Annotated in this window: 21 protein-coding genes and 1 riboswitch; of the genes, 11 read left to right on the top strand and 10 right to left on the bottom strand. The window is 67.3% G+C overall.

The window, feature by feature from the left end; genetic code table 11:
* Positions 1-167: 167 nt before the first annotated feature.
* Positions 168-533, bottom strand: coding sequence for a hypothetical protein (locus tag L0976_RS09930; RefSeq protein ID WP_234187149.1), 366 nt, complete (start codon positions 531-533; stop codon positions 168-170).
* Positions 534-696: 163 nt separating this feature from the next.
* Here L0976_RS09930 and L0976_RS09925 point away from each other — a divergent pair, with 163 nt between their 5' ends.
* Complete coding sequence (locus L0976_RS09925) at positions 697-900, top strand: cold-shock protein (protein ID WP_203320152.1); 204 nt, start codon at positions 697-699, stop codon at positions 898-900.
* A gap of 486 nt (positions 901-1,386) precedes the next feature.
* Here the strand turns inward: L0976_RS09925 and L0976_RS09920 are convergent, their stop codons facing one another.
* Positions 1,387-1,599: a hypothetical protein gene (locus L0976_RS09920; RefSeq protein ID WP_234187148.1), complete on the bottom strand. Its 213-nt coding sequence runs from the start codon at positions 1,597-1,599 to the stop codon at positions 1,387-1,389.
* Between the two features lie 240 nt (positions 1,600-1,839).
* A riboswitch (cobalamin riboswitch) is annotated at positions 1,840-2,049 on the top strand.
* A gap of 151 nt (positions 2,050-2,200) precedes the next feature.
* Between L0976_RS09920 and L0976_RS09915 the strand changes: the two genes are divergently transcribed.
* Genes L0976_RS09915 through L0976_RS09900 form a run of 4 tightly spaced genes read left to right on the top strand, consistent with a single transcriptional unit; the run spans position 2,201 to position 6,778 of the window.
* On the top strand, positions 2,201-4,135 hold the full coding sequence (locus tag L0976_RS09915; RefSeq protein ID WP_234187147.1) for a TonB-dependent siderophore receptor: 1,935 nt from the start codon (positions 2,201-2,203) through the stop codon (positions 4,133-4,135).
* A gap of 14 nt (positions 4,136-4,149) precedes the next feature.
* Positions 4,150-5,013, top strand: coding sequence for an ABC transporter substrate-binding protein (locus tag L0976_RS09910; protein ID WP_370643624.1), 864 nt, complete (start codon positions 4,150-4,152; stop codon positions 5,011-5,013).
* Positions 5,010-6,011, top strand: a complete 1,002-nt coding sequence (locus L0976_RS09905) for an iron ABC transporter permease (RefSeq protein WP_203320149.1) — start codon at positions 5,010-5,012, stop codon at positions 6,009-6,011. The genes L0976_RS09910 and L0976_RS09905 overlap by 4 nt, the downstream gene beginning before the upstream one ends.
* The gene (locus tag L0976_RS09900) at positions 6,008-6,778 is read left to right on the top strand and encodes an ABC transporter ATP-binding protein (RefSeq protein WP_234187145.1); all 771 of its coding nucleotides are present in this window, start codon (positions 6,008-6,010) and stop codon (positions 6,776-6,778) included. The genes L0976_RS09905 and L0976_RS09900 overlap by 4 nt, the downstream gene beginning before the upstream one ends.
* 147 nt (positions 6,779-6,925) lie before the next feature.
* Here L0976_RS09900 and L0976_RS09895 read toward each other — a convergent pair whose 3' ends face one another.
* Positions 6,926-7,825 carry a hypothetical protein gene (locus L0976_RS09895; protein ID WP_234187144.1) on the bottom strand — a complete coding sequence of 300 codons (900 nt, stop codon included), beginning with the start codon at positions 7,823-7,825 and terminating at the stop codon, positions 6,926-6,928.
* 403 nt (positions 7,826-8,228) lie between these two features.
* On the opposite strand from L0976_RS09895, the gene L0976_RS09890 reads away from it, so the two are divergent.
* Both L0976_RS09890 and L0976_RS09885 read left to right on the top strand, forming a co-directional pair.
* Positions 8,229-8,924: a response regulator gene (locus L0976_RS09890; protein WP_234187143.1), complete on the top strand. Its 696-nt coding sequence runs from the start codon at positions 8,229-8,231 to the stop codon at positions 8,922-8,924.
* Positions 8,917-9,981 carry an ATP-binding protein gene (locus tag L0976_RS09885; RefSeq protein WP_234187142.1) on the top strand — a complete coding sequence of 355 codons (1,065 nt, stop codon included), beginning with the start codon at positions 8,917-8,919 and terminating at the stop codon, positions 9,979-9,981. The genes L0976_RS09890 and L0976_RS09885 overlap by 8 nt, the downstream gene beginning before the upstream one ends.
* Before the next feature lie 31 nt (positions 9,982-10,012).
* Here L0976_RS09885 and L0976_RS09880 read toward each other — a convergent pair whose 3' ends face one another.
* The 3 genes from L0976_RS09880 to L0976_RS09870 form a co-directional block, all read right to left on the bottom strand.
* On the bottom strand, positions 10,013-13,117 hold the full coding sequence (locus L0976_RS09880) for a multidrug efflux RND transporter permease subunit (RefSeq protein WP_234187141.1): 3,105 nt from the start codon (positions 13,115-13,117) through the stop codon (positions 10,013-10,015).
* A 13-nt stretch (positions 13,118-13,130) separates the two neighbouring features.
* On the bottom strand, positions 13,131-14,183 hold the full coding sequence (locus tag L0976_RS09875) for an efflux RND transporter periplasmic adaptor subunit (protein ID WP_234187140.1): 1,053 nt from the start codon (positions 14,181-14,183) through the stop codon (positions 13,131-13,133).
* A 319-nt stretch (positions 14,184-14,502) separates the two neighbouring features.
* Entirely contained in the window at positions 14,503-16,023 is a 1,521-nt protein-coding gene (locus L0976_RS09870; protein ID WP_234187139.1) for an MFS transporter, read from the bottom strand.
* A 46-nt stretch (positions 16,024-16,069) separates the two neighbouring features.
* On the opposite strand from L0976_RS09870, the gene L0976_RS09865 reads away from it, so the two are divergent.
* The 4 genes from L0976_RS09865 (at position 16,070) to L0976_RS09850 (ending at position 19,428) form a co-directional block, all read left to right on the top strand.
* Positions 16,070-16,642: a TetR/AcrR family transcriptional regulator gene (locus tag L0976_RS09865; RefSeq protein WP_234187138.1), complete on the top strand. Its 573-nt coding sequence runs from the start codon at positions 16,070-16,072 to the stop codon at positions 16,640-16,642.
* A gap of 378 nt (positions 16,643-17,020) precedes the next feature.
* Positions 17,021-17,275 (top strand): antitoxin, encoded by a 255-nt coding sequence (locus L0976_RS09860; protein WP_203320142.1) that lies wholly within the window; start codon positions 17,021-17,023, stop codon positions 17,273-17,275.
* Positions 17,272-17,607: a type II toxin-antitoxin system RelE/ParE family toxin gene (locus L0976_RS09855; RefSeq protein ID WP_234187137.1), complete on the top strand. Its 336-nt coding sequence runs from the start codon at positions 17,272-17,274 to the stop codon at positions 17,605-17,607. The genes L0976_RS09860 and L0976_RS09855 overlap by 4 nt, the downstream gene beginning before the upstream one ends.
* A gap of 177 nt (positions 17,608-17,784) precedes the next feature.
* Positions 17,785-19,428, top strand: a complete 1,644-nt coding sequence (locus L0976_RS09850; protein WP_234187136.1) for a Na+/H+ antiporter — start codon at positions 17,785-17,787, stop codon at positions 19,426-19,428.
* A gap of 243 nt (positions 19,429-19,671) precedes the next feature.
* Here L0976_RS09850 and L0976_RS09845 read toward each other — a convergent pair whose 3' ends face one another.
* The 4 genes from L0976_RS09845 to L0976_RS09830 form a co-directional block, all read right to left on the bottom strand.
* Positions 19,672-20,895: an OpgC family protein gene (locus tag L0976_RS09845; protein ID WP_234187135.1), complete on the bottom strand. Its 1,224-nt coding sequence runs from the start codon at positions 20,893-20,895 to the stop codon at positions 19,672-19,674.
* 409 nt (positions 20,896-21,304) lie between these two features.
* Positions 21,305-22,792 (bottom strand): sugar ABC transporter ATP-binding protein, encoded by a 1,488-nt coding sequence (locus L0976_RS09840; protein WP_234187134.1) that lies wholly within the window; start codon positions 22,790-22,792, stop codon positions 21,305-21,307.
* Complete coding sequence (locus L0976_RS09835; protein ID WP_234187133.1) at positions 22,789-23,859, bottom strand: hypothetical protein; 1,071 nt, start codon at positions 23,857-23,859, stop codon at positions 22,789-22,791. The genes L0976_RS09840 and L0976_RS09835 overlap by 4 nt, the downstream gene beginning before the upstream one ends.
* Positions 23,856-25,979 (bottom strand): SMP-30/gluconolactonase/LRE family protein, encoded by a 2,124-nt coding sequence (locus L0976_RS09830; protein WP_234187132.1) that lies wholly within the window; start codon positions 25,977-25,979, stop codon positions 23,856-23,858. The genes L0976_RS09835 and L0976_RS09830 overlap by 4 nt, the downstream gene beginning before the upstream one ends.
* Between the last annotated feature and the right edge of the window lie 11 nt (positions 25,980-25,990).

Genomic DNA, 25,990 nt, shown 5'->3' with positions numbered 1-25,990 from the left:
TCCCGGCGCCCAGCGGTTGAAAGGTCCTGCCGCAACTTTTGCTTGCCGGGCGGCTCGATCGCCTGCCGACCAACGCCATGCGCCCGCTTCGCAGATGATCGGGAGGCGCTTCCTTCTCGCAGGTCGGGCTTGTCGGCCTCGCTCCCTCCGGCCCCCCACTGTTCCGCCTACCAGATCCTTCGGTCGAGCTGCGAGGCGATCATCGGCACGGCGGCCGCGCCCGGCGCGCCGAGGCGAAGACGTTGCACGAGCCGCCCGAGGAGATAGGTCGTCGCGGCCGTCGCGGCGATCCTGAGCCAGGGGTGCAGCTCGCCCCGGGAGGGCGGCGCATCCATCCCTTCCGCCTGCCTGCGGATCGTCGCCAGCCGGGCGCGTAGATCGGCGACCTCCCGGCGAAGGTCCGCGACCTGCTGGACGGCGGAAGGCGTTTTCGTCTCGCCCGGCCCCTCCGCCGGGCTCTCGTCCTCGATTTCGGCCAGATGCTCGCGCAGTTGAGCGGGGCTGTCGAACCCCTTGGCCCGGATGTCCGTCATGACGTGTACCTCTCCTGGAACGATGTCGGCGCTTGCCGAAGTCGGGATGAAGAACCCGTCTGTGCGATGGTTGTTCCGCATGCACGGTCACCTGTTGCGGGAACGGCAGATGACGAATAAGCTAAGGTGATGGCGCCGCCGGCGCGAAGCTCACGAGGACGACATGGCAACGGGTACAGTAAAGTTTTTTAATCAGGACAAGGGGTTCGGCTTCATCACGCCCGACAACGGCGGATCGGACGTCTTCGTCCATGTCTCGGCGGTCGAATCCGGCGGCCCGCTGCGCGACGGCGCGAAGGTGAGCTACGACATCGGCCAGGACCGCAAGACGGGCAAGTCGAAGGCGGAAAACGTTCGCTCGATCTGACGGCCGTCAAAGTCTCTGACATCGAATCGACAAGGCTGCCCTAGCAGGGCGGGATGGCGCGCGCCTGAAAACGGCCCGCACTCCCGCCTTCGGCGGCCTGGCCGGACATGCGCCGGATCTTCGATCATCCGGCGCATGTCTCTTGGCGTGCCGAGATTGCCGGCGCCTGGAAAGAATGTGTACTCGCCTGCCCCGCACATGCCGGGACGAACGAGCACGCCTTTTGATCCGGGCAGGGCGGCGACAGCAGTCACCCCGCCATCACTCGGCGTTGCACCGGGATCACGGCGTTCGGCCGCTCCCGATGAACGAGCGAAGGCATCCGCCATGACAGCCGGACGCACCCCTTCCGTTCGTCTTCCGCGAACGATCGCGCGGACTGCCAGGATCTGCGAGGCAGGGTGGCGGGCCTGTCGACTTGAATACAGTTCCAGCCCTTTGCGATGACCGCCGAAAGGACCGTGCTGCCGGCAGAGGCGTCGATTGTTACCGCTCCGTTTTCTCCCAGGCGAGCGCGGTCGCGAGATAGCCGAGGGCGAAGGCGGCGCCGATGCTGTAGATCACGAGCAGGATTTCCAGGGGGCCGAGGGCCGCGCCGAATGCAGACGGTTCGAGCAGCAGGACGGCCACCGTGCTTGCGGCGCCGAGCGCGAAGCCGATGCAGAGGCGACTCAGCATGTAGCGTACGAGCGCTGGCATTGGTCGGACTCCGGGTTCAGGACAGTCAACGATCCCGGCCCGCCAATGTTCCGTTCGAGCAGCGCGCCCGCACGAAGGCTTGGCCTGTCTGCGGGGATCGGATCGCCTGAGGCGAAATCCGCTCGGCCGGCCACGCAAAACCGGCACGGATGGAGCCGCTCTTTGCGCTTCGACAAACACCGATCCGGAGTATCGTCGCGCCCGGCTTTTATCGATTGACGGTCTTGTCCCCCAACGATTAGGGTCCGCGCTGGAAACGGCTCCGCCGCAAGGCGGATTAAAAGGGAACACGGTGAAGCCGGTTTGAGGCTGAAGCCGGGACTGCCCCCGCAACTGTAACCGTCGAGTCTTCTTCCAATTGCCACTGGGATGCGTCCTGCGCAGCCGGGAAGGCGGAAGAGAGACGAAGAAACGGAAGTCAGGAGACCTGCCCTTTCCAGTCACCCATGCCAGGCACGAGGGGTGCCCCGGCGCGGACGTCCGTGGCGGTGACACGATGTGTTGCCGTGTGCGGGACGGGCCGGTCGGAGTTTTCCTTGCTCCTCAGCTTTGCCAGTCGGACCGCGGTTTATAGCGAACCGGGGCGCAGCGATGCGCCCGAATGTGCCTGGGGGTTGATTTGAAGACGGTCCTTTTGACGACGAGCGCGCTGGCATTGGCGTTCACGGGGATGGCCGGCACGGGCATGGCCCAGGAAGCGGGCGCCGATGAAGGCGGGGCCACGCAGCTCGAAGCCATCGTGGTCACCACGCCGCTGCGCCGCGAATCGAGCCTGGCGCGCTCGACGTCCTCCGTGACGGTCGTAAGCGAGGAAGAGATCCGGCGGTCCGCCGCGTCCGACCTGGCATCCCTGCTCAGAAGCTATCCCGGCGTCACCGTGACCTCGAACGGCGGCATGGGCGCCGATTCGAGCGTCTCGCTGCGCGGTGCCACGGCGGCGCAGACGCTGGTCCTCGTCAATGGCGTGCGCGCCGGTTCGGCGACCGCCGGCACCGTCAACCTCTCCGCGATCCCGCTTGCCTCGATCGAGCGCATCGAGATCGCCAAGGGCGGCCATTCCGCGCAATACGGCGCCGACGCCATCGGCGGCATCATCAACATCGTCACCCGGCAGGGCGGCGTCTGTGCCGATGGCCGCACAAGCTGCGGCACGGCCATCGTCGGCGTGCTGCATCCGTGGGGCGGCTACGTTTCGGGCAATGTGCAGGGCCGGAGCGCCGATGGGATCGATTATGCCTTCGGCGCGCAGATGCTGGGCACCGAGGGCTACGATTTCACCCTGCCCGCCACCTTTGGACACGAACCCGACAAGGACGGTTTCCGGCTGGGCTCGTTCAACGCCTCGCTGTCGAAGGACTTCGATTGGGGGCGTATCTATGCCGACGGGCTCTATGCGCGCGGCCGCAACCAGTATGACCGCCAGCCGGCGAACGAGGCGGACACGGCCAACGCTTCCGGCCGCATCGGCGCGCGCATCGACCATTCCGATAGCTGGTCGTCGACCGTCGAAGTGATGGGCGCGCTCGACAATGCCTCGAATTTCGGTCGGGCCACCAGGGGCGACGATTTCGACACGCTGCGCTACGGCGTCCTCGCCTCCACGCAAAGGACGTTCGAGACGGACGAGGCGAAGCACATTCTGGCGGGCGGGGTCGAAGCCTATCGCGATTCGGTCGACAGTTCGTCCATCTCGGGCGTCGCCTACGCGGCGACGAAGCGCGACCTGGCCGCCGTCTTCGGCCAGTATTCGTTCGAGTATCGGGGCCTTACGTTCGACAGCGGCCTGCGCTTCGACCACAACGAACAGTTCGGCGGCGCCACCACCTACAATATCGGCGCGAGCTACGAACTGACGCCGGACCTGGTGGCGCGCGCATCCTACGCCACCGGCTTTCGCGCGCCGACCTTCAACGACCTCTATTATCCGGACCCCTACCTCTCGGGCAATCCCGACCTCCGGCCGGAAACGTCGCGTTCCTACGAGATGGGATTGAAGTGGCAGGCCACGGCCGATACGGGCCTCGACATGGCGGTCTATCACATGCGCGTGGAAGACCAGATCAACTGGGCGCCGGTCGATCCCGCCGACCCCCTCGGCGCCTGGCACCCGGACAATGTGGAAAAGGTGCAGGTAACCGGTTTCGAGGCCACCCTGACGCACCGGTTCAGCGAGGCGTGGAGCGGCAATCTCGGCCTCGACATCCGCGAACCGCTGAACAAGAGCCCGGGCAGCCACGGCAGGTATGTCGCCTATGGCGACCGCTTCAAGGGCATGGCGGGGCTCACCTACACGCCCGTGGAGGATCTCGAACTGTCGGCAGCCGTCATCTATGGCGGTGAGCGCTATGCGGATGCCGCCAACACCATCAGGCTTCCGCACTACATCACGGCCGACTTCACGGCGCTCTATGCGCTCGACGAACAGTCGCGCCTCAAGCTTTCGGTGGCAAACATCCTCGACGAGCAGTATCAGACCAAGCAGGGCTACAGGGCGCCGGGCCGGTCCGTCGATTTCAGCTTTACCCGATCGTTCTGAAAGGCCTTGTCATCATGACCGCTGCTTCCGCACGATGCCGCAGGATCGCAATGGCGGCCACCGCAGCGCTCATGCCTGCCTTTGTCCCCGCTGCGGCCGCTGCCGACCCGCCGCCGCAGCGGGTCGTCTCCATCAACCTGTGCACCGATCAGCTCGCCATGCTGATGGCGGCGCCCGGACAGCTCAGGTCGGTGTCCTTCCTCGCCGGCGAGGAAGGAACGTCCGTGATGGTGGAGGAAGCCGCGCAATACCGGCCCAACAGCGGCCAGGCCGAGGAGATCTTCCTCATGCAGCCCGATCTCGTGCTTGCCGGCACCTACACCGCGAAGGCGACGGTCGTCCTGCTTCGCGAGCTTGGCTTCAGGGTCGAGCAGTTCACGCCCGCCGCGTCCTTCGACGACGTGCGCGAGAACCTCACGCGCATGGGCCGCCTGCTCCATCGCGAGCAGCGGGCCGGCGAGCTGGTGGCGGAACTGGACAAGGGCCTTGCCGACCTTGCCGCGCGTCATCCGCCCGCCAAGACCGTCGCCATCTACTACGCCAACAGCTACACGTCGGGTTCGGGCACGCTGGCCGATGCGATCGTGCAGGCCGCGGGCCTTGTCAATCTCGGCGATACGCTCGGCTTCAAGGGCATGACGCGCCTGCCGCTGGAACTGCTGATCTCCGCCAATCCCGACATCATCCTGGAAGGCGACAGCCAGTACAGCGCACCGGCGCTGGCCAAGGCGAATTTCTCGCATCCCGCCTTCAGGGCACTTTCCGACCGGGCGATCGCCATTCCGGACAAGTACACGATCTGCGGCGCGCCCTTCACGCTGGAGGCATCGCGCATGCTGCAGCGCGCAGCGCTCGGCGAACGGAGCGAAACGCCATGAGCGATACGGCGCGTTTCCGGCTGGTGATCGCCGGGCTCGGATTTCTCACCTTCCTTCTCTTCCTGCTGTCGCTGACGGTCGGGCCGGCGGCGGTCGCCTTCGGCGACAGCCTCAGGGCGCTCCTTTCCGACAAGGGCGATACGATTGCCCTCGTCATGCAGGAAATCCGGCTGCCGCGCGCGCTGCTGGGGCTGATGATCGGCGCCACGCTCGGCCTGTCGGGCGCGGCGCTGCAAGGCTGGCTGCGCAACCCGCTGGCCGAGCCGGCGCTTCTCGGGGTGAGCGCATCGGCCTCGCTGGGCGCGGTGCTGGCCATCTATACCGGCTTTTCCGCCCTGTTCCCGCTCGGCCTGCCCCTTGCGGCGCTGGCGGGCGCGGTCGCCGCCGTGCTGGTGGTGCAGGCGATGGTCGGCCTCAGCGGCGGCGCGCTTACGGTCATTCTCGCCGGCATCGCCGTCTCGAGCCTGGCGAGCGCCCTGACCGCGCTTGCGCTCAACCTGTCGCCCAATCCCTTCGCGGCGCTGGAAATCATGTTCTGGATGCTGGGCTCGCTCTCCGACCGCTCGATGACCCATGTGTGGCTGGCCGGTCCGTTCATGGTCGCGGGCTGGGTGATGCTGGCGAGCCTCGGCCGGGCGCTCGACGCGCTGACGCTGGGCGGCGATGCGGCGGCCAGCATGGGCGTCGACATGCGGCGGGTGCAGTTTCTCGCGGTCTTCGGCACCGCCGCCAGCGTCGGCGCGGCGACCGCGGTGGCGGGCGTCATCGGCTTCGTCGGGCTGGTGGTGCCGCACATGCTTCGCCCGCTGGTCGGCGCGCGCCCGGCGCGGCTCCTGCCGGCGAGCGCGCTCGGCGGGGCCTGCGTGCTTCTGGCGGCCGACACGCTCGTGCGCATCATCGCACCCGAACGCGACCTCAAGCTCGGCGTGCTGACGGCCCTCGTCGGCGCACCCTTCTTCCTGTGGCTGGTCTACAAGACGCGGAGGCAGATGCTGTGACGCTGCTGTCGGTAAAGGCCCTCGGCGCCTCGCTGGGCGGCAGGCAAATCCTGAAGGACATCTCATTCGATCTGGCCGCCGGAGAGTTCGTCGGCCTGATCGGGCCGAACGGGGCGGGAAAATCGACGCTGCTGCGGACGATCCTCGGCTTCACGCCGCATCGCGGCGACGTCGGGATCGACGGCCGCGCCGTCGCGGCGATGGGTGCGCGCGAACGCGCCCGCCATGCCGCCTACCTGCCGCAGGAGCGCGACATCGCCTGGCCCGTTCCGGTCGAGATGATCGTGGCGCTCGGCCGCCATGCCCACCGGCCGGCCTTCTCCCGGCCGGGCAAGGCGGACCTGGACCTTGTCGAACGTGCCATGCGGCGCATGGAGGTCGACGGGTTTCGCGCCCGCCCGGCGACAGAACTTTCCGGCGGCGAAAAGGCAAGGGTGCTGATCGCGCGCGCGCTCGCCCAGGATGCGCCGCTGCTGCTGGCCGACGAGCCGGCGGCCGGGCTCGACCCCTCGCACCAGATCATGCTGATGAAGACCTTTGCGGAGCTTGCCGGCGAAGGCCGCGGCGTCATCGCCTCGCTGCACGATCTCAGCCTCGCCGCGCGCTGGTGCTCCCGCCTGATCCTGCTCGACAAGGGCGTGATCGTCGCCGATGGGCCGCCGAACGCGGTCTTGACGCCGGAGCGGCTGCGCGCGGTCTATGCCGTGGAAGCCCATCTCGGCGAGGCCGCGGGAAAGCCGATCGTCGTGCCGCTCGACCTCGTATAGTTCAACAGGCGCTGCCGGGCGCACGAGCTGCCGGTTGCGAAATTGCGCGGCGTTCCTTGAGACGCGACGTGCAGCAACAGGCGCCGTGCAGCGCCTGTTGCAACGTCCGGAAGGCCGGGCAGACGTGCCCGACCAATGCGCTGGAGCTTACGCCCGCACCACGAGGGCAGCCTCTTCATCGTCGCGCTGCCGGCCGCCGAGAGCGGCAGCGGCGGAAGCGACGAAGGCACCGACCAGCAAGGACAGGGCACCCAGCAACGCCACCGTAGCGGCCGACTTGCGTGCCTCGTCGGCCGCCTGGAGGGCGGCGTTCTTGGCGTCCTCGATCTGCTGCAGCACCTGGTCAACGCGGGCGCGGGCCTCGTCCGGCGAAATGGCGGCGCGCGACGCGACGATGGTCGCGATATAGGCGCGATCGGCCTCCGGCACCTCGCCCCTGGCTGCGCCCTGCATGAGAATGCGCGAAACCTCGGCGGTGGCCGCCGCATCGTCCGACTGCGCCCTGGCCGTGGCCTCCTGGGGACGAAGAAGCAGGTCCGTGAAGTAGCCCGTCGCAAGATCGGGCGCCTCGTTGGTTCCTGCCGCGGCCGCGGTGGCGCCGACGGTCGCGGTCGTGGCGACCGACGATGCCGCCTGTATCCCGCTTCCGACGAACGAGGTGAAGGCCGAGCCGGCAAGCCCGGCGACGACCACGGTCGCCAGCGCCCAGCTCAGGAACCCGTGCGCGGTATCGCGGAAGAACACCTCATCGGTGTGAACGCCGGCCCATTTCGTGCGCAGCCGCCCGGTGAGATAGCCGCCGAGCGCCGAGGACAGCCACTGCACGATGACGAACCAGATGGCGGCCGTGACGCTGACCGTCGTGAACGAAGCGCTCTCCCCCGACCAGGGCGACACCATGGTGAGCCCGACACCGGAACCGAGAAGAAGGAGAATGAGGCTTGCCGCGGATGCCGTGGTCGCCCCGCCGATGACCGGTCCCCACGCCAGGGCAGGAACGTTGGATTCGATGCCGACGTCTGAAACGCCCGTCGTATAACTCGCCATCTCCGCCTCCTATCGCATGAACAGGACAAGCAGGATGACGATCGGCAGGGGGATGCCAAGGAGCCAGAGAAGAATGCCGCGACCCATTTTGAAATCTCCTTCATGTCGTGAACGCGTCTTGCGCGTGGCACAACAACTTCCGGTGCGCCCCGATGTTCCATGATACGGCCGCATTCATCGTTTCGGGGCCTTTTCAAGGCACCGCCGCACCCAATATCGCCCCGCAGGACGGGTTTCGCAGGACGGCATCACCATCGAGCCGTTGGCTCGCGTGGCGGCCATGGCGCTTTTTTGTCAGGCCTGCATGCAGGTTGTATGGAGATTGCGTGGAGACATGCCGTTCCGGGTTGACGCCGACAATGGCGATGCACTCTTTAGGAAGAACACAGCCGGGGGCGATGTCATGGACAATCCGCTGATCCTTATCGTCGAGGACGAGCCAGAAATCGCGGACATACTGGAAACCTATTTCGTCCGGGAGGGCTTCCGTACCGTCAGCGCCGGCGACGGGTCGATCGGGCTTGCGCATTACATCCGGCTCCGGCCCGACCTGATCGTCCTCGATATAAAGCTGCCCGGCCAGGACGGCTATGACGTGCTGGCCGCCATTCGCAGGCGCGACGACACGCCGGTCATCATGGTGACGGCGCTGGCCGAGGATCTCGACAAGCTGCAGGCCCTGCGGATCGGCGCGGACGACTATGTCGTCAAGCCGTTCAATCCGCTGGAGGTCGTCGCCCGGGCCAAGGCCGTGCTGCGCCGCACGACAGGGCGCAAGGGAAGACAGCCGCTGCGTATCGGGCCGCTGACCATCGATCCCGACGCCTATATCGCAACGGTCGGGCAAGGCGCAGGCGAGGCGACGCTGGAACTGACGCGCACGGAATTCCGGCTGCTTGCCTATATGGCGGCCTCCCCCAGCCGTGTCTTCGAGCGTTCCGAACTCGTCGATGCGTGCCTTCCGGAAGGAGAAGCGCTCGATCGCACCGTCGACAGCCATGTCAGCAACCTCAGGCGCAAACTGACCGCCGCCGGCGCCGATGGATTGCTGACGGGTGTCCGCGGCGTGGGTTACCGGCTGGCGGATCGCCATGGCTAGGAGCCTAAACGCACAGATCGTCCGCGTGATGAGCGCCCTGACGCTTGCCGCCTTCGCCGTGATGGTCACGGGTACCTTCGGCTACTACACGTTCTTCTATCCGTGGCTTTATCCCGACGACCTCTACAGCGACAAATGGAACGCCGGCGATTTCGTCGTCCTCGGCCTGATCCTTGCGATCAGCCTGTCTGCCGCGGCTGTCGTGGCATGGCGCCTGGCGCAGAGCATCGTTCAGCCGCTGAAGTCGGTCGCGGGCGCGGTCCATTTAATCGCGCACGGCGATTTCTCCGCGCGGGCCGAGACGATCAGGACGGTGTATGGCGAGGCGGAAAGCCTCATCGCCGACTTCAACGCGATGGCGATGCGCCTCGAGAACGCGGAAGCGGAGCTGAAATACTCGAATTCGGCCATCGCCCATGAACTGCGCACGCCGCTGACCATTCTGCGAGGGCGCCTGCAGGGGCTTTCCGACGGGGTGTTCACGCCGAGCCCGGAGCTTTACGGCCGGCTGATAGCGCATGTCGACGATCTCGCGCGTATCGTCGAGGATCTCAGAACCCTCGGCCTGTCGAATGCCGGCAGGCTGGAGCTCAAGCTTGACGAGATCGATCTCGCCATTGAAGTCGAGAGCGTCACGGCCTCCATCGAGCAGGACCTGGCGAAAGCCGGCCTTGCCGTCGAATACGACCTCGGAAGCGCCGTCGTCGTCGCCGATCGGGCGAGGATACGGCAGGCGCTGTTCGCGATCCTCGACAATGCCCGACGTTACGCCCCCCGCAGCACGCTGTCGATCCAGACGCGCAGGGCAAGGGACCGCGTGGTGATCCGGTGCACCGACGACGGCCCGGGCCTGCCGCCCGGGACCGGGCATCGCGCCTTCGAGCGGTTCTGGCGGGCCGATGATTCCCGCGCGCGCGCCAGTGGCGGCTCGGGGCTTGGCCTGCCCGTCGTCCAGGCCATTGCCCGCGCCCATGGCGGCGATGCGATCGTTACCGGCAACGAGGAGGGCGCCGGCCTTTCGATCGAGATCTGGCTGCCGGCGGGCGGGCCCGCCTGACGGTCGGCCGCCGCCGGCCGGCGACGACAGGTCAGGCGGCCCCGGCCTCTTGCCGCCGCCGCGCAAACACCTTCATCACGACGACGTAGAAGACGGGCACGAAGAACACGGCCAGCACCGTGGCGGAGACCATGCCGCCGAACACCCCCGTCCCGATCGCGTGCTGCGTCTCGGAACTTGCGCCCCGGGCGATCATCAGCGGGACCACGCCGAGCGCGAAGGCGAGCGAGGTCATCAGGATGGGCCGCAGCCGCAACCGCGCCGCCTCGACGACGGCATCGTCGATGCTTCTGCCCTCGCTGCGCAGGTTCTTCGCGAATTCGACGATCAGGATGGCGTTCTTTGCCGACAGACCGATGATGGTGATCAGGCCGACCTTGAAGAACACGTCGTTCTCGAGCCCGCGCAACGACACGGCCGCCACCGCGCCGAGAACGCCGAGCGGCACGACCAGCATCACCGAAAACGGGATCGACCAGCTTTCGTAAAGCGCCGACAGGACCAGGAAGACCACCAGTGCGGAGAGGGCGAACAGCAGGGGAGCCTGCGAGGCCGACTGCTTTTCCTGGAGAGACTGTCCCGTCCATTCGATCATGAAGCCGGCGGGAAGTCGTGCGGCGAGCCGCTCCATCTCCGCCATGGCATCGCCGCTGGATACGCCGGGGGCGGCATTGCCGGAAATCGACGCCGCGGGATAGCCGTTGTAGCGGGCGAGCTGGAGCGGGCTTGCCTGCCAGACCGGCGTGACGACTTCGGACAGCGCGACCATCCCGCCGGCATTGTTGCGCACGTAGAGCTTCAGGACGTCGTCCACCTGCATGCGGCTCGGCGCATCCGCCTGGACGATGACCTGTTGCAGGCGCCCGGCATTCGGGAAGTCGTTGACATAGGTCGAGCCGATGGCGGCCGTCAGCGTTTCGCTGATCGCCGGGAACGGCACGCCCAGCGCCTCGGCCTTCTGCCGGTCGATCTCCAGGGCGATGCTGGCGCCGTCCGGCAGCCCTTCCGGATAGACACCGGTGACGAGCCTGCTCTGCCCGGCCAGCCGCGTCAGTTGCGCCTCGGCCTGCTGAAGCGCCGCACTGCCATGGTTGGCCCGATCTTCGAGGCGTAGCGAGAAGCCGGATTTCGTGCCGAGACCTTCGATCGATGGCGGCTTCAGGATCATCACCGTGCCTTCCGGCGCCTCTGCCATCGCCTGCGTCGCCGCGGCGATTTCCCGGTCCAGGGTGGTCTTGCGCTCGCTCCAGTCCTTCAATGTCGTGAACGACATCGCGGCGTTCGGGCCCGAGCCGGAAAAGCCGAAGCCGAGGATGGAGGTGTTGCTCTCGACATCCGGCCGCGAGGCCACATGGCGATCGAACATCGCGACGATCCTGCGCGTCCGTTCCGCGGTCGCGTCCGCCGGCAGCGAGAAGGAGGTCAGGTAGCTGCCCTGGTCCTCTTCCGGAACGAAGGAGGACGGCAGTGTCAGGTAGCCATAGCCAAGTGCGCCGAGGATCACGGCATAAAGCGCCATCATGCGGCCGCCTCGCCGCAGGAGCGCGCCGACCCAGCCTGCATAACCGTCGGTCACCCGGTCGAAACCGCGGTTGAACCAGCCGAAGAAACCCGTCTTCCCGTGATGACCGGGGTCGACGGGCTTCAGCAGCGTCGCGCACAGCGCCGGGGTCAGCGAAAGGGCAAGAAAGGCGGAAAAGAGGATCGACACCGACATCGACAGGGTGAACTGCCTGTAGATCGCGCCGACCGAACCGCCGGCGAACCCCATCGGAATGAAGACGGCCGCCAGCACGAGCGTGATGCCGATGACCGCGCCGGTGATCTCCTTCATCGCCTTCTCGGTGGCTTGCCTTGGCGGCAGGCCTTCGCGCGCCATGATGCGCTCGACATTCTCCACCACCACGATCGCGTCGTCGACGATGATGCCGATCGCCAGCACCATGCCGAACATGGTCAGCACGTTGATGGAGAAGCCCGCGGCCCACATGACGGCGAACGTGCCGAGCAGGGCGATCGGCGCGACGATCGCGGGGATCAGGGTGTAGCGGACCTTCTGCAGGAAAAGCAGCATGACCAGGAAGACCAGCACCATGGCTTCGCCGAACGTCTGGACGACCTTCTCGATCGACACCTTCACGAACGGCGCGGTATCGTAGGAGATCGCATATTCCATTCCGGCGGGCATCGCCCCGGCGAGTTCGGCGAGCCGGGCGCGCACGGCCGCGGCGGTGCTGACCGCATTGGCGCCCGTGGCGAGCTGGATGGCGGCGCCCGTCGCGGGCTGGCCGTTGTTGCTGATCGAGAAGCCGAGCGTCTGGGCTCCGAACTCGACGCGCGCCACGTCGCCGAGAAGCAGTTTCGAGCCGTCCGGTTCCGAACGCAGGACAACCGCCGCGAACGCCTCCGGCGTCGTCAGTTGGCCATGCACCGTGAGCGGTATGCTGATCATCTGCCCCGGCACGGTCGGCTCGTCGCCGACACGTCCGGGAGCGATCGGGACGTTCTGGCTCTGGATGGCCTGGGTAACCTGTTCCAGCGACAGGGAGTAGGAGGCGAGCCTCGCTGGATCGACCCAGATCCTTATCGCCCTTTCCGAGCCGAAGGCCTGGACGCGGCCGACGCCCGGCACGCGCTTCAGTTCCTCGCTGATGTTGCGGGTCATGTAGTCGCCGAGCGCGAGGGGGTCGTATTCCCCGTTTCTGGAATTCAGCGTCACCATCATGAGAAAGCCGGAATCGGCCGCCTCGACCGACACGCCGGACCTTCGAACGGTCTCGGGGAGCCGGGGCTCGGCGGCCTTGAGGCGGTTCTGGACGTCGACCTGCGCCAGTTCCGGGTCGGTGCCCGGCTTGAAGGTTGCCGTGATGCTGGCGCTGCCAGACGTGTCCGAGGTGGACTCGAAATAGAGCAGGTTCTTGACGCTCGGCAGCTCGCGCTCGATCACGCCGATGACGCTGTCGTTGATCGTCTGCACGCTCGCGCCGGTATAGCTTGCATAGATTGAGACGGACGGCGGCGCGATCGCCGGATAGCGCGAGATCGGCAGTTGCGGAATCGCGATGACGCCGAGCAGCACGATGAAAATGGCGATGACCCAGGCGAAGACCGGGCGATTGATGAAGAACTGGGGCATGGCGGCTTCCCGGTCAGTTCCGCGCCGAAACAGCGGTGTTGAAGGATGCGTCCTTTGTCGCGAAGGGAACGGTCCTGAGGGCGACGCCGTCCTGAACGCGATCCTGGCCCTGCACGACGACGGTCTCGCCGGCGACAAGGCCGGACGTCACGATGGCGCGGCCGCCGATCGTCTCGCCGATCTCGACGGGACGCCCCACGCCCTGCTTCTTCCCGTCGACGATGACGAGCTGCGGCCGGCCGGCCGGGTCGCGCACGATCGCCTCCTGCGGCACGAGCAGCGCATCGCGGCGGACGCCGCGCGGCAGGCGGGCGCGGACGAACATGCCGGGCAACAGCAGCCGGTCCGGGTTCGGCACCTCCACCCGCACCGTCACATTGCCCGTGCCGGGATCGACGCTGATGTCGGAGAACAGCGCGCGCCCCGCCACCGGATAAGGCTTGCCGCCCGCCGCGAATATCGCGACCGGCGTCCTGGAGGCATCATCGAGCTCGCCCGCGCGCTCCGCCTGCCTGATCACGTCGATCTGCGAGGCGGGCTGGCGCACGTCGACATAGACGCGATCGATCTGCTGGATGACGGCCAGGGCACCTGTACCGGCGGTGGACACGAGCGAGCCTTCGCTTGCGAGCGATTGCCCGATGCGGCCGGAGATCGGCGCGCGCACGGTCGCGAATTGAAGGTCGAGCCGGCGCCGCTGCAAGGTCGCGCGAGCCTCGGCCACGCCGGCCTTCGCCTGGGCGAGATCGGCGACCGCATCGTCATACGCATCGCGGCTGACGGCCTTTGCCGCGACCAGTTGGCGGGCACGGTCGAACCTTGCCTGCGAGCGGACCAGGACGGCCTCGACCCTTTGCAGCGCCGCCGCGGCGCTGTCGGCGTCGGCCTTGAACGGGTCCGCATTGATCTGGAACAGCGCCTGCCCTTCCCTCACCTCGGAGCCCTGCTCGAAGAGCCGCCTTTCCAGGATGCCGCCGACCTGCGGCCTGATCTCGGCGGTGCGGAAGGCAACCACGCGCGCCGGCAATTCATCGGTCAGGGTCAGCGTCTCCGGCTTTACCGACATCACGGTGACCAATGCGGCGGGGGCGGCCTGTTGGCCCGCATCGCCGCCCGGCTCCCCGCTCTCCTTGCATGCGGCAAGCAGGAGGGACGTGGCTGCGAGGAGGATAAGGGAGCTTCGTATTCCAGGTGCCATTCGATCAGCCCAAGCATGGTCGGCGCGACCTTCGCGCTGTTCGATTTCAGCTTTGCAGGCGATGCGTCGGGCGGGTGTCGAGTTCGTGTGGAGGAATGGTGGAGATCTGCGCGTCTACCAGGACCGCGGCCTTGCCTTGCCGGGCGCACGGTCCCGATCCGCCGCAGCGCGGCGAACCGGGCGGCGGCTAGTGCCGCGCATCCGGCCGCTTGCGATAGCCCGCCAGGGTGAAGAACACCGCGATTGCCAGCAGCGCGATCACCGTGGCCGCTGTCGTCAGGAGCACCGTATGCGTCTGGGTGAACGCGGCCTTGCCGGCCTCGATCAACGCGGCGCCCTGCGCGCCCGCAAGCCGGCCGGCGACGATGTAGGTATCGCCGATCGTTCGCGAGGCCTGCTCGGCGAGAGCCTGCGGCAGGCCGGACGGCAGCTCGATGGCGCGGCTGAACACACCCGACATGAAGACGCCGAAGAGGGTGATCCCGAGGCCGGTGCCGAGCTCGTAGCCCGTCGCTTCCAGCGAACCCGCGGCCCCGCCCCTGCTCGCGTCGACGGCGCCCATGATGGCGATCGACGAGGCCGTCAGTCCGATGCTGAGCGCGAGGCCCAGGACGGCCAGCACGAACGGCACGAGAAAGCCCGGATCATGAAAATCCCGATACCCGAGGAACACCAGCGCGCCCGCCGAGATCGCAAGCGACAGGGTCGCGACGGACCGCAGGCCGAACCGGTTGGACAGATAGCCCGCGACGGGGCCGCCCACCGCCGCCGCGGCCATGATCGGTATCATGAAGATGCCGGCCTGCAGCGGCGTCTTGCCGAGCACGTATTGCAGCTCCTGCGCCAATGTCAGCTCCACGCCGGCCAGCGCGCCCGATGCCACGATGGCCATGACCAGGCCGGCGACGATCGCCGGATGGGACAGGAGCGACAGGTCCAGCATCGGCTCCGGCGACCTCAGCTGCTTGCGCACGAACAGCGTCACAAGCGCGATGCCGAGCACGACCACGAGGGCGATGACCGGCAGCGGCTGCTTGCCGGCGAAGCCGGCCTTGATCCCGTATACGAGCGATATCATGCCGGCGATCAGCAGCAGCGCCTGACCGATCGCCCATTTGCCGGGCGTCGTCTGCTCGACACGCGGCAGCAGGACATGGCAGGCGGGCGCGACCACCAGCATGACCGGCACGTTGATCAGGAAAACCGAGCCCCACCAGAAGCGTTCGAGAAGAGCGCCGCCGACGAGCGGCCCCACCGCCGCGCCCGCCGCCCCGACCATGCCCCAGAGGCCGAGCGCCATGGCGCGCTCGCCGTCGTCCTCGAAGGTCTTGCGGATGATGCCGAGAACGCATGGCATGATCATCGAACCGCCGAGAGCCAGCAGCACGCGCGCGGCGATCAGTGTGACCGATCCTTGCGCGAAGGCGGCCCATGCGGAAGCCGCGCCGAAGACGACGAGGCCGGTGAGCAGGATCCTCCGGTTGCCGACCCTGTCGGCGAGCGTGCCCATCGGCACCAGAAGCCCCGCCATCAGAAGAGGATAGATGTCGATGATCCACAGGACTTCATTGCCGGAGGCGTTCAACGACTGCGTGAGCGTCGGGACGGCGACATGGAGGACCGTCATGTCGAGCACGACCGGCAGAAAGGCCAGCATGACGGCGATCAGGACAAGCCAGCGGTTGGTTGCGAGGGGAGCGGAAGACATCTTACACCTGAACAAGGGTTGCGCCCGATGATATAAATACATACGTATGGATTTCAACATCTATCGACGGATCGGGGGTGGCGAGGTGGGCCGGAAGCCGACAATCACGCGCGAGGGACTGCTCGAAATTGCCGAGGCGATCGTTCGCAACGACGGCGCGGCCGCCCTCACCATCGACGCCCTGGCCAGGGCCGCGGGCGTCTCGAAGGGCGGCGTGCAGTATTCCTTCGCCTCGAAGGACGACCTGGTGCGCGCGCTGGTCCGGCGATGGACATACCGGTTCGACGAGATGCTGGGCGCCATGGACGGCGCTTCGCCGGCCGATCTCGTCCGAAGATACATCAGGGTCATGCGCAGTTCGCAAGAGGCCATGAACGCCAAGATGGCCGGCCTGATGATCGCCTATATCCAGAATCCGCAGAACCTCGAAGAAACGCGCCAGTGGTATCGTTCCATGTTCGAGCGCCTGGGCGGCGAAACGAAGGACGCGCAGGCGGCCCGCGTCGCGCTGCTGGCGGTCGAGGGCCTGTTCCTGCTGCGCATCGCCGGCATAGACGAGGACGGGGAATGGAGCGGCTTTCTCGACGACGTGGAGAGCGTGATCGATCGCCTGCTGTAAGTTCGCTGCCAAGGCACACCGCTGCAGGACGTCGCGGTAGAGCGTCGAAAGCCGGCTGCCGGCGGCGCGGCATCGGTATCAACTGCCGGGTCTCGTGCAGGAAGAGGCTCACGGCCCGCCACAACGGCGCGGCGGCGCCGGGCTTCCACCAGAGCCGGTTCAGCACTCCGGGAATCCCGGCGGCCCGGCAATGGCCGAAATGCACGGCCGCTGCGACAGGCTCGACAGGGATGCTTCGCATCGCCACCCCTTCCGGCATCTTCACCTCGTGGCCGGTTGCGCAGGGCTTTGCGGGATGATCGAAAGCCGCACCGCGAAAGGATGCACATATGGCACATTTGTGCTAATGTGGGCTTGTGGGAATTGACGGAGCACTCCATGAGCCGCCTGACGATAGACATCACCGACCAGCAGCATCAGAGCCTGAAAGCGCTCGCCGCCCTGCAGGGCAAGACGATCAAGCAATATGCGCTTGAACGGCTGTTTCCCGGCGACGCGGATGGCGGACAGGCATGGCAGGAACTGAAGGCCCTGCTGGGCGAGCGCATTGCCGGGGGTCTGGCCGGGAAGGTTTCGGCCAAGGGCGTTGGCGAGATCCTTGACGAGGAACTTGCCCGGGAACGCCGCGATTGAGCAGAAACTATGTCCTGACGGATGCCGCGGAAGCGGACCTGCGCGGAATCATCCGCTACACGCGCGACCAGTGGGGCGAAGCGCAGCTACGCCGCTATATGGCGCGGCTTGAGGAGGGCATCATCCGCCTCGCTTCCTCCCGCCAACCCTTCAAGGACATGCGTTCGCTCCACCCGGAGCTTCGCATGGCGCGTTGCGAGCAACACTATATTTTCTGCCTGCCGCGCGAGAGCGCGCCGGCGCTGATCGTCGCGATTCTTCACGAACGCATGGACTTGATGGTTCGGCTGGCCGACAGGTTGAACGTGCCGGACACGCAGCGCGGCGAATGAGCCGAAGGCGGCGGTCGGGATCGGCGAGCGGCACGACATAGGGCCGGGTATCGGCCGACCGAATTCGGGCAGGCGCCGCACGGACGGCTTGACCGGCGAAACCGGCGCTTTCAAACTCGGGGAAACACGACGCCCGCGAAACCTCGCGGCGGCGCCGATCCGCAATCAGGAGACCCCATGGAGAGTATCGGTATCGCGCTGATCCTGTTGCTGGCGGTGGTGGTGAGCGGGACGCTTGCGCGCCTCTCCCCCGTCGCCATTCCCCTGCCGCTGGTGCAGATCGCGCTCGGCGCGGCGATCGCCGGCGTCACCGGGTCCAGCGTGCAGCTCGAACCGCATATCTTCTTCCTGCTCTTCCTGCCGCCGCTCCTCTTCCTCGATGGCTGGCGCATTCCCAAGGACGGGCTGTTCCGCGACAAGGGAACGATCCTCGAACTCTCGCTCGGCCTCGTGGTCTTCACCGTCATCGGGGTCGGCTTCTTCATCAACTGGATGATCCCGTCGATGCCGCTGCCCGTCGCCTTCGCGCTGGCGGCCATCGTTTCCCCGACGGACCCGATCGCCGTCTCGGCGATCACCGCCCGCGTGCCGATGCCGCATCGCCTGATGCACATCCTGGAAGGGGAATCCCTCCTGAACGACGCCTCGGGCCTCGTCTGCATGCGCTTTGCCGTCGCCGCCGCCCTCACCGGGGTGTTCTCGCCGGTCGCCGCGCTCGGCACCTTCCTCTGGCTCGCCATCGGCGGCATCGCCATCGGCGCCGGCGTGACCTGGGTCGTGATGAAGGCCAAGGATCACCTTTCCCGCAAGCTCGGCGAGGAGCCGGGCTCGCAGATCCTCATCAGCCTGCTCATTCCCTTCGGCGCCTATCTGCTGGCGGAGGAGCTTCATTGCTCCGGCATCCTGGCGGCCGTCGCCGCCGGCATCAAGATGAGCTATGCGGAACAGACCGGCCAGACCCTTGCCGTGACGCGCGTGCGCCGCACCGCCGTCTGGGACACCGTGCAGTTCTCCCTGAACGGCGTCATCTTCGCGCTGCTCGGCGAACAGTTGCCGAGCATCGTCGCCGGCGCGGCGCAGGTCGTCATGGACACCGGCCATCACGAACCGATCTGGCTGGCGGTCTATGTGGTGGCGATCAACGTCGCGCTGGCGCTGCTGCGCCTGCTCTGGGTCTGGATATCGCTGCGCTTCACCCTCTATCACGCCGCGCGGCAGGGGCGGACGGTGACGAGGCCGGACTGGCGGCTGGTGGTGGCGGTGTCGGTCGCCGGCGTGCGCGGCGCCATAACGCTCGCCGGCATCCTCACGCTGCCGCTCGTGCTTGACGACGGAACGCCGTTTCCGGCGCGCGACCTTGCCATTTTCCTGGCGGCGGGCGTCATCATCGCCTCGCTCGTGGCCGCCAGCATCGGGCTGCCGTTCCTGCTGCGCAACCTGGAACTGCCGCCGGAACCGGACCACCAGCGCGAGGAGGATGCGGCGCGCATCGCGGCGGCGGAAGCGGCGATGCGCATGATCGAAAGGTTGCAGCACGAGCTGGGCGAAGGCCGCGGCAATGTCGATCTTTATGCCGATGTCGGAAGCCGGCTGATGGAGCTCTACCGCAAGAGGATCGACACCCGCTCGAAGACCGGCGACGAGGCCGAGCAACTGAAGCACCTGGAGGAGATCGAGCGGCGGCTGCGCCTTGCCGGGGTGAGAGCCGAGCGGGACGAAATCTACCGCCTCGGACGTGCCCGCAAGCTCTCCGACGACCTCGTGCGCAAGCTCGTGCGCGAGGCGGACCTGATGGAAGCCCGCTACATGACCGCCGGATAGGCCCCGGCACGTGCGGTATCGGCCTGAACATAACTTGACGAATAGATCGAGGGCGGGGCCGGTAGGCAGGAGAGCAGAACGCGCTTCCCGAAGGCGCGACAGCCACCGGATCGCCGGCTGCCGGAGCCGGCACAGCCACATGGTAGATGCGCTGGACGAGGGAGCGGCAAGCGGCGGATCATGCCGCCGGCCCTGCCCGCGCCCGCGACCCGATCTCGCCGGGAGGATCACCGGCCCGGCCTGTCAGCGCGCGTTCGATCCGGGCTTGTTCCTGGCGGGTTCGGTCGCCGGCTGGCCGAACAGGGCGGCACTTATCTCCTCGCGTTCGCGCCAAAGCGCCGGAAGAGCGAGCAGGGCTATGCAGACGACCGCGATCGTCGTCTTCGTGAGCTGCGAAAGCTCCGGCGTTCGTCCGTCCACGTAGTAGACGGCATAGACAATGGCGACGTGCCAGACATAGACCTGCAGCGAGTGACGGCCGAGCAACCGCAGGAAGCGCAGCGTGAAGACGCCCGTCACGATGCCTGCGGCAGTGCGGATCCAGGCGCTGCGGTGTTTCGGGCCGGCGATGAGCAGCCAGGCCAGGCCCGTCGCGACGGCGGCAAAGTTCAGCAGGTAGACCGGGCCGAAATCGGCGCGGATTTCCATCGTCGCGAACTTCTCCAGCACCGGCTGAGGAAGCAGGTCCCACGCGGTGGCAATGCGCAACGGCAGGAAGAACAGGCAAATGGCGAGCGCGAGCTTCGGAAGCCATGTCCTTTCCGGCGAGAAGATACGCGTCCAGTCGATTTTCCCCTGCGCGACGAGCACGCCGATCACCATGGCCGGGAAGAAGACGATCTGCCATCCGAGCATGTTGAAGCTGGCGCGGATCCCCTGTTCGTCGGCGCCCGTGATCAGCGCATTCAGCGGCTCCGTGGCGAAGCGTTGCAGGCCGAGTTGCGCCGCCATCCAGGCAATCAGCGAGCCGGCGAGCACATGCAGCCATTTTCCCCGCAGGCACAGCCAGACCAGCAGCGGGGCGAAGAGCATGTAGACGATATATTGCGGCAGGATGTCCATGAAGGTCGGCTGGAACAGGAAGGTCGCGATCGCCGCCAGCCGCAGCGGCGCATCGAAATTCGTCGTGCCGAGCCAGTTGTACCAGAGCCGGAAGGCGTCCGGCAGAACCATCTGCACGACCAGCACGGCCATCACCGTGCCCATGGCGTAGCGGTAGAGTTCGAACGCCCGGCCATGGATGGCCTGGCGGCCGACCTCATATCCGTATTTCAGCATCTTGCGCGCATAGACCATGCCGATCAGCAGGCCGGAGAGGAAGACGAAGCCCTGCGCGTCTTCGACGAAGGCGAACTGGCGATGGTTCACTTCCACCATCCAGTAGCCACCGACGAAGACCAGGTGGTTGATGAGCATGAAGACGAGAAAATAACCTCGCATGCCGTCGATGATTTCAAATCGCTTCAAAATCCGCACTCCGTCAATATTCGAGGCGCGCCTCCGTAGGTCGCTGAATGGACGCTTGTCGAACCGATGATGGGACCTGCCGCAAGCCTCGCCACGCGACGGCCGTCGCCCACCCTGCGCCCCTTCGCGCGGAGCACGAAGGTCAGGCTCTTCCCGGTGAGCACCAAGGAGGGTAGCGGTGGAAAAATGAACCCAGGATGAACCCGGCGCTCACGTTTTTGCCGATGGGAAGGCGGAAAAGCCGGACTGACGGACATCCGCCCGACCGCTTCGGCATGGGCTGACGCTGCCGGGACCCGGCCAGGCCGCCGCCTGCATTCCCGATGTCCGCGCCGGGAATTCCCTTAAAATTCAGCCACCGTCCGCGAGGTTGGAAACGGCCCGCGGGCCTGAGCCGCCCCGGCGGCGTTCAGTGCACCGCGGCATACATGATGCTTTCGCTGGATGCGTCGACGGGCGAGAATTCCTCGACCACCCGGCCCTGCCGCGCGACCAGGATGCGGTCGGAAAGGGAGAGGATTTCCGGGAGATAGGAGGAGATCACCACGACGGCGAGGCCCTCGTCGGCGAGGCGATGGATGAGTGCGTGGATTTCGGCCACCGCGCCGACGTCGACGCCGCGTGTCGGCTCGTCGAAGATGATGAGCCGCGGCTTCTGGATCAGCGCCTTGCCGATCACCACCTTCTGCTGGTTGCCGCCGGACAGCTCGACCACGCGCGCCTCGGCGCCGATCGAGCGGATGGCGAGCCTGCCGGTCCATTCTTCGGCCAGCGCCTTCATCTCCGACAGGGAGACGAAGGGAAAACGGTTCAGCCCCGCCGCCAGCAGCCCGGCATAGAGGTTTTCGGCGATCGACATGTTCTCGAAGAAGCCTTCGAGCTTGCGGTCCTCGGTCACATAGACGATGCCGTCCGCGACGGCCGGGCCGGGCGTGGCATAGCGCACGGGACGGCCCTCGTATTCGATGGCGCCGCCGCGCAGGAAATCGCGCTTGAAGACGCCGGCGACGATCTTGGCGGTCTCGGTGCGGCCCGAGCCGACGAGGCCGAAGAGGCCCGTCACCTGCCCGGCGAAGACCGAGAAGGACGTGTTGCGGACCAGCGCGCCCATCGAGACGTCCTCGACCGAAAGCACGCGCGCGCCGGCCGGCCGGGTGCCGGTGCGCGGCGTGAATTCGGTCGCCAGTTCCCGGCCGACCATGGCCTGGACGATGCGCGCCTGCGTCAGGTCCCGGGCCTTTTCGGTCAGCACCCTGCGGCCGTCGCGCATGACGGTGATGCGGTCGGATATCTGGAGCGCCTCCTCCAGCGCGTGGGTGATGAAGACGATGGCGACCCCGCGGGCGCGCAGGCGCTCGATCAGCGAGAAGAAATGCCGCCGCTCCTCGGGCGTCAGCGTCGCCGTCGGCTCGTCGAAGATGATGACGCGCGCATTCAGCCGCACCGCGCGGGCGATCTCGACCATCTGGCGCTTGGCCGCCCCGAGGCTGGAGACCAGCGCGGTCGGATCCACGGTGAAGTTCAGCGATTGCAGGAACTGCTGCGCCGCGATGGTAATGCCGCGCAGGCGGTTGAACGCCTTTTCATGGCCGAGGAACAGGTTCTGCGCCACGGTCATCGAGGGCACGAGGCTCGTTTCCTGGTAGACCATGGCGATCCCGCGGCTGAGCGCTTCCGCCGGCCCCTCGGCGCGCAGCGGCTCGCCGAGATAGAGGATCTCGCCGCCTTCGGGCGGATAGACGCCGGCCAGGAGCTTGCTGAAGGTCGACTTGCCGGCGCCGTTCTCGCCGAGAAGCGCATGGACCTCGCCGGCCGCAAGGTCGAAATCGACCGCGTCCACCGCCACGTTGCCGTGGAAGGCCTTGGTCAGCGCGCGTGCCTCGAGGATGGTGGTCATGCCTGCGGCTCCCGGTTCAGGATATCGACGACCTCGCCCGCCCCCTTGAAGGCGACCAGCCGGCTTTCCGGCAGGTCCAGCACGCAGACCGCCCCATGGCGCCGGCCGTCCGCCCGCGAATGGAGGCTTTCGACCGGGCGGAACTGCGCGTCCAGCCGTGCGACAAGACCGTAGGACCGCGCGGGCGCCCAGGGCTTGCGCACGCCCATGGTGCGCACCCCGCCCCGCTGCAGCGGCTCCAGGAAGCTCTCGCCCGAGCGCAGCGCGGGGGCGATCCAGTGGTCCTGCGGCACGGTGGCGATCATGTCGGCGCGGAAGCGGTCCTCGCGCAGCACGAGTTCGATCAGCCTGTTGCGCGGGGCAAAGACCGCCAGCCACCAGCCGCCGCCCCTGGCCGGCGAAAGCTTCCCCGGATAGCCGGGGATGCGATCGAGAACGGTGCGCGGGCGCCCGCCGCCAAGGGCGACGAGCCGATGCGCGAAGGCCTCCGCCACGACGGGCGCACCGCTTTCGTCGAGCGCCAGTCCCGTCGGAAAGGCAAGCCCGTCGGCGATCCGCTCCGCCTTTCCGCCGGCAAGGTCGAGCCGCCAGAGCGCGCCGTCACGCCGCTTGCGCATCAGCGCCGGCACCCATTCCGTCGCCGGCAGACCGGCCGAGCCTTGCGCGACCAGCAGTGTGCCGTCATCGCCCGCGAAGAGCGCCGTGGCTGAGACGGCGGCGGGAAAGGCCTCGCGCAGGTCGCGGCTCTCCCCGCCGCGCCGCAGGAGCAGGCCGCCGTCGGAAAGCGCCACGACGAGCCCTCCGGCCGGCAGGGCAGCCAGCGCGGTGATCGCCGAGGAGAAGGTGGCGACCGGTTCCACGTCCCGCCCCGCCAGCCGGTAGAGCACCGGGCCGCCCGACAGCCAGACCGCCCCCTCGCCATCGCGAGCGAGATTGTCGGCCTCCGCCAGCGTGGCGACCTTGGCGGCGGTTTCCAGCAGCGTGTTCGGCTTCCATGCGCCGTCATAGGGCGGAATGGTGATGGCTTCGCCGCGGAACGGATCGAGCAGGCGGTCGAGGAGCGTCATGCCCTGTCTCCCCAGTAGGAATTCCAGCTTGTCCATTCCGGATCGGCATCGGGCAGGCGGATGCGGCCGATGCGGTTGTTGAGGATGCCGCCGATATAGAGCCAGCCCTTGTGCTCGCGCATCGAGGTGACCATCGGATGGGCCGCGCCGCCGAGATCGCCGAGCGTGGCGACGATGGCGCCCGTCTCGTCGAACTTCACCACGCCGCCGGTGTTGATGTTCGGGAAGAGCCAGTCGTCCTGCGGCAGGTTGCGCGTCATGCGCTTGCGCATCGCGGGGTGGCGCAGCGCCAGGTCGAAGCTCGGCGTGCGCATGCCGAGCCACGCCATCCAGTAGGTGCCATCCGAGGCGCGGTTGATGTTGTCGGGATAGCCGGGCATGTCGCGGATCACCGTTTCCAGCCGGCCCTCCTTCGGGCCGGCGATCCAGTAGCGGTGCACCGAGCAGGCCCAGCTTTCGGCGATCAGCAGCGACTGGCCGTCATGGGAGAGGCAGACGCCGTTGGCATAGCGCAGGTTCTTCAGCACGGTGCGCGTCCTGCCGGTCTTCGGGTCGTGGACGAGGAGGCGACCGGTCGGCCGGCTTTCGATGGAATCGAGCGCCCAGTCATGGGCATCGTAGCGCGTGGTGGAATCGGTGAACCAGATGCGCCCGTCCGGGCCGATGTCGCAATCGTTCGGATCGCGCAGGCGCGCGTCGTCGACGACCGAAAAGAGCGAGCGCTGCGTCTCCGTGGAAAGCTCGCGCACGTCGCCGTCCTTCGCCACGCCGTATAGGCCCATGGCGCCGACGCAGGAGACGATCTCCCCGTCGCGGCCCATGGCAAGGCCGAGCGGGAAGCCGCCGATATGGGCGAACACCTCCGAGCGCGTATAGTCCGGCGCGAACCAGCGCACGATCTGGCCATGGCGCGTGCCGGCATAGAGATTGTCGTCGGCATCGAGGATCACGTCCTCCGGCCCCTCGACCGTGCCGAGCGCGATGGGCTCGGCCGAGGCCAGCGCATCGTTCAGCGCATAGGCCGTGCCCGAGCCCGGCAGCGCCGACTGGGCGGGCTGCATGGCATGGTGCAGCGGGGCGACATAGACTTCAGACAGGACCTTGTGGCGGTTCTTCAGCCAGCGCACGTCGAGCACGATGGCGGCCGCCAGCAGCAGGCCGACGATGAGCTGGCTGGTGCCGGTGCCCGCGCCCATGCGGATGAGGCCGTTGGTGATGAGCAGCACGACGACGGCGCCCATCAGCCCCTTGGCGATGGAGCCGCGCCCCCCGCCGAGGCTGTTGCCGCCGACGACGGCGGCGGTGAGGGCGGCGAGCTCCAGGCCCAGCCCCGTGCCCGGCCCGACGCCGGAAAGGCGCGCGGCGAAGAGGAAGCCGGCCAGCCCGCAGGCGGCCCCCGAGATCACATAGGTGAGGAAGATCGTGCGGCGCACGTTGATGCCGACATTGAAGGCCGAGCGGCGCGCGCCGCCGACGGCGGTAAAGTGCCAGCCGATGCGCGAGCGGCTCATCACCAGATGGGCGACGAGCGCGAAGGCGAGCGCGATCAGCGCGCTGATCGGCTGGCCCCAGACCGCGCCCATGCCGATATGGTCGAACGTGTCGTTGAACACCGGCGAGCTCTGGATGCGCGCGCCCCATGTGGTGATCAGGATATCGTAGAGGGAGCGGCCGATGATGAGCGTGACCAGCGTGGTCAGGAAGGCGCGCAGGCGAAGATAGCCGACGAGGAAACCGTTGAGCGCGCCGAAAAGCGCACCGGCCCCGAGCGCGGCGAGCAGCGCCAGCCAGACCGGCCCCTCGGCGATGTAGATGACGGCAAGCGTCGCGAAGGCGGCGAGCGCGAAGATCGAGCCGACGGAAAGGTCGATGCCGCCGCCGATGATGACGACCGTGAGGCCGAGCACGACGATCAGGAATTCGCCGAGCTGGCGCGTCGTGTCGAGGAGGCTGGAGGGCGCGAAGAAGCCCGGCAGGAGAAGGCCGAAGGCGGCCACCACCACGAGGAGGAAGGCGAAGGGCACGAGATTGTCGGCCCAGCTCTTCGACAGGATTTCGCCCAGCAGGTGATCGGGCACCTTGTTGTAGCGCAGGCGGGTGAGTTTCTCGCGGAGGGTCATTCTGGCCGGTT

Origin of the sequence: Shinella sp. NM-101 (genome assembly GCF_021401195.1) — a bacterium.
In the GTDB taxonomy this organism is placed as follows: Bacteria; Pseudomonadota; Alphaproteobacteria; order Rhizobiales; family Rhizobiaceae; genus Shinella.
Note: the sequence above shows the minus strand (reverse complement) of the source record. Positions and strands in the feature narration are given on the sequence as shown.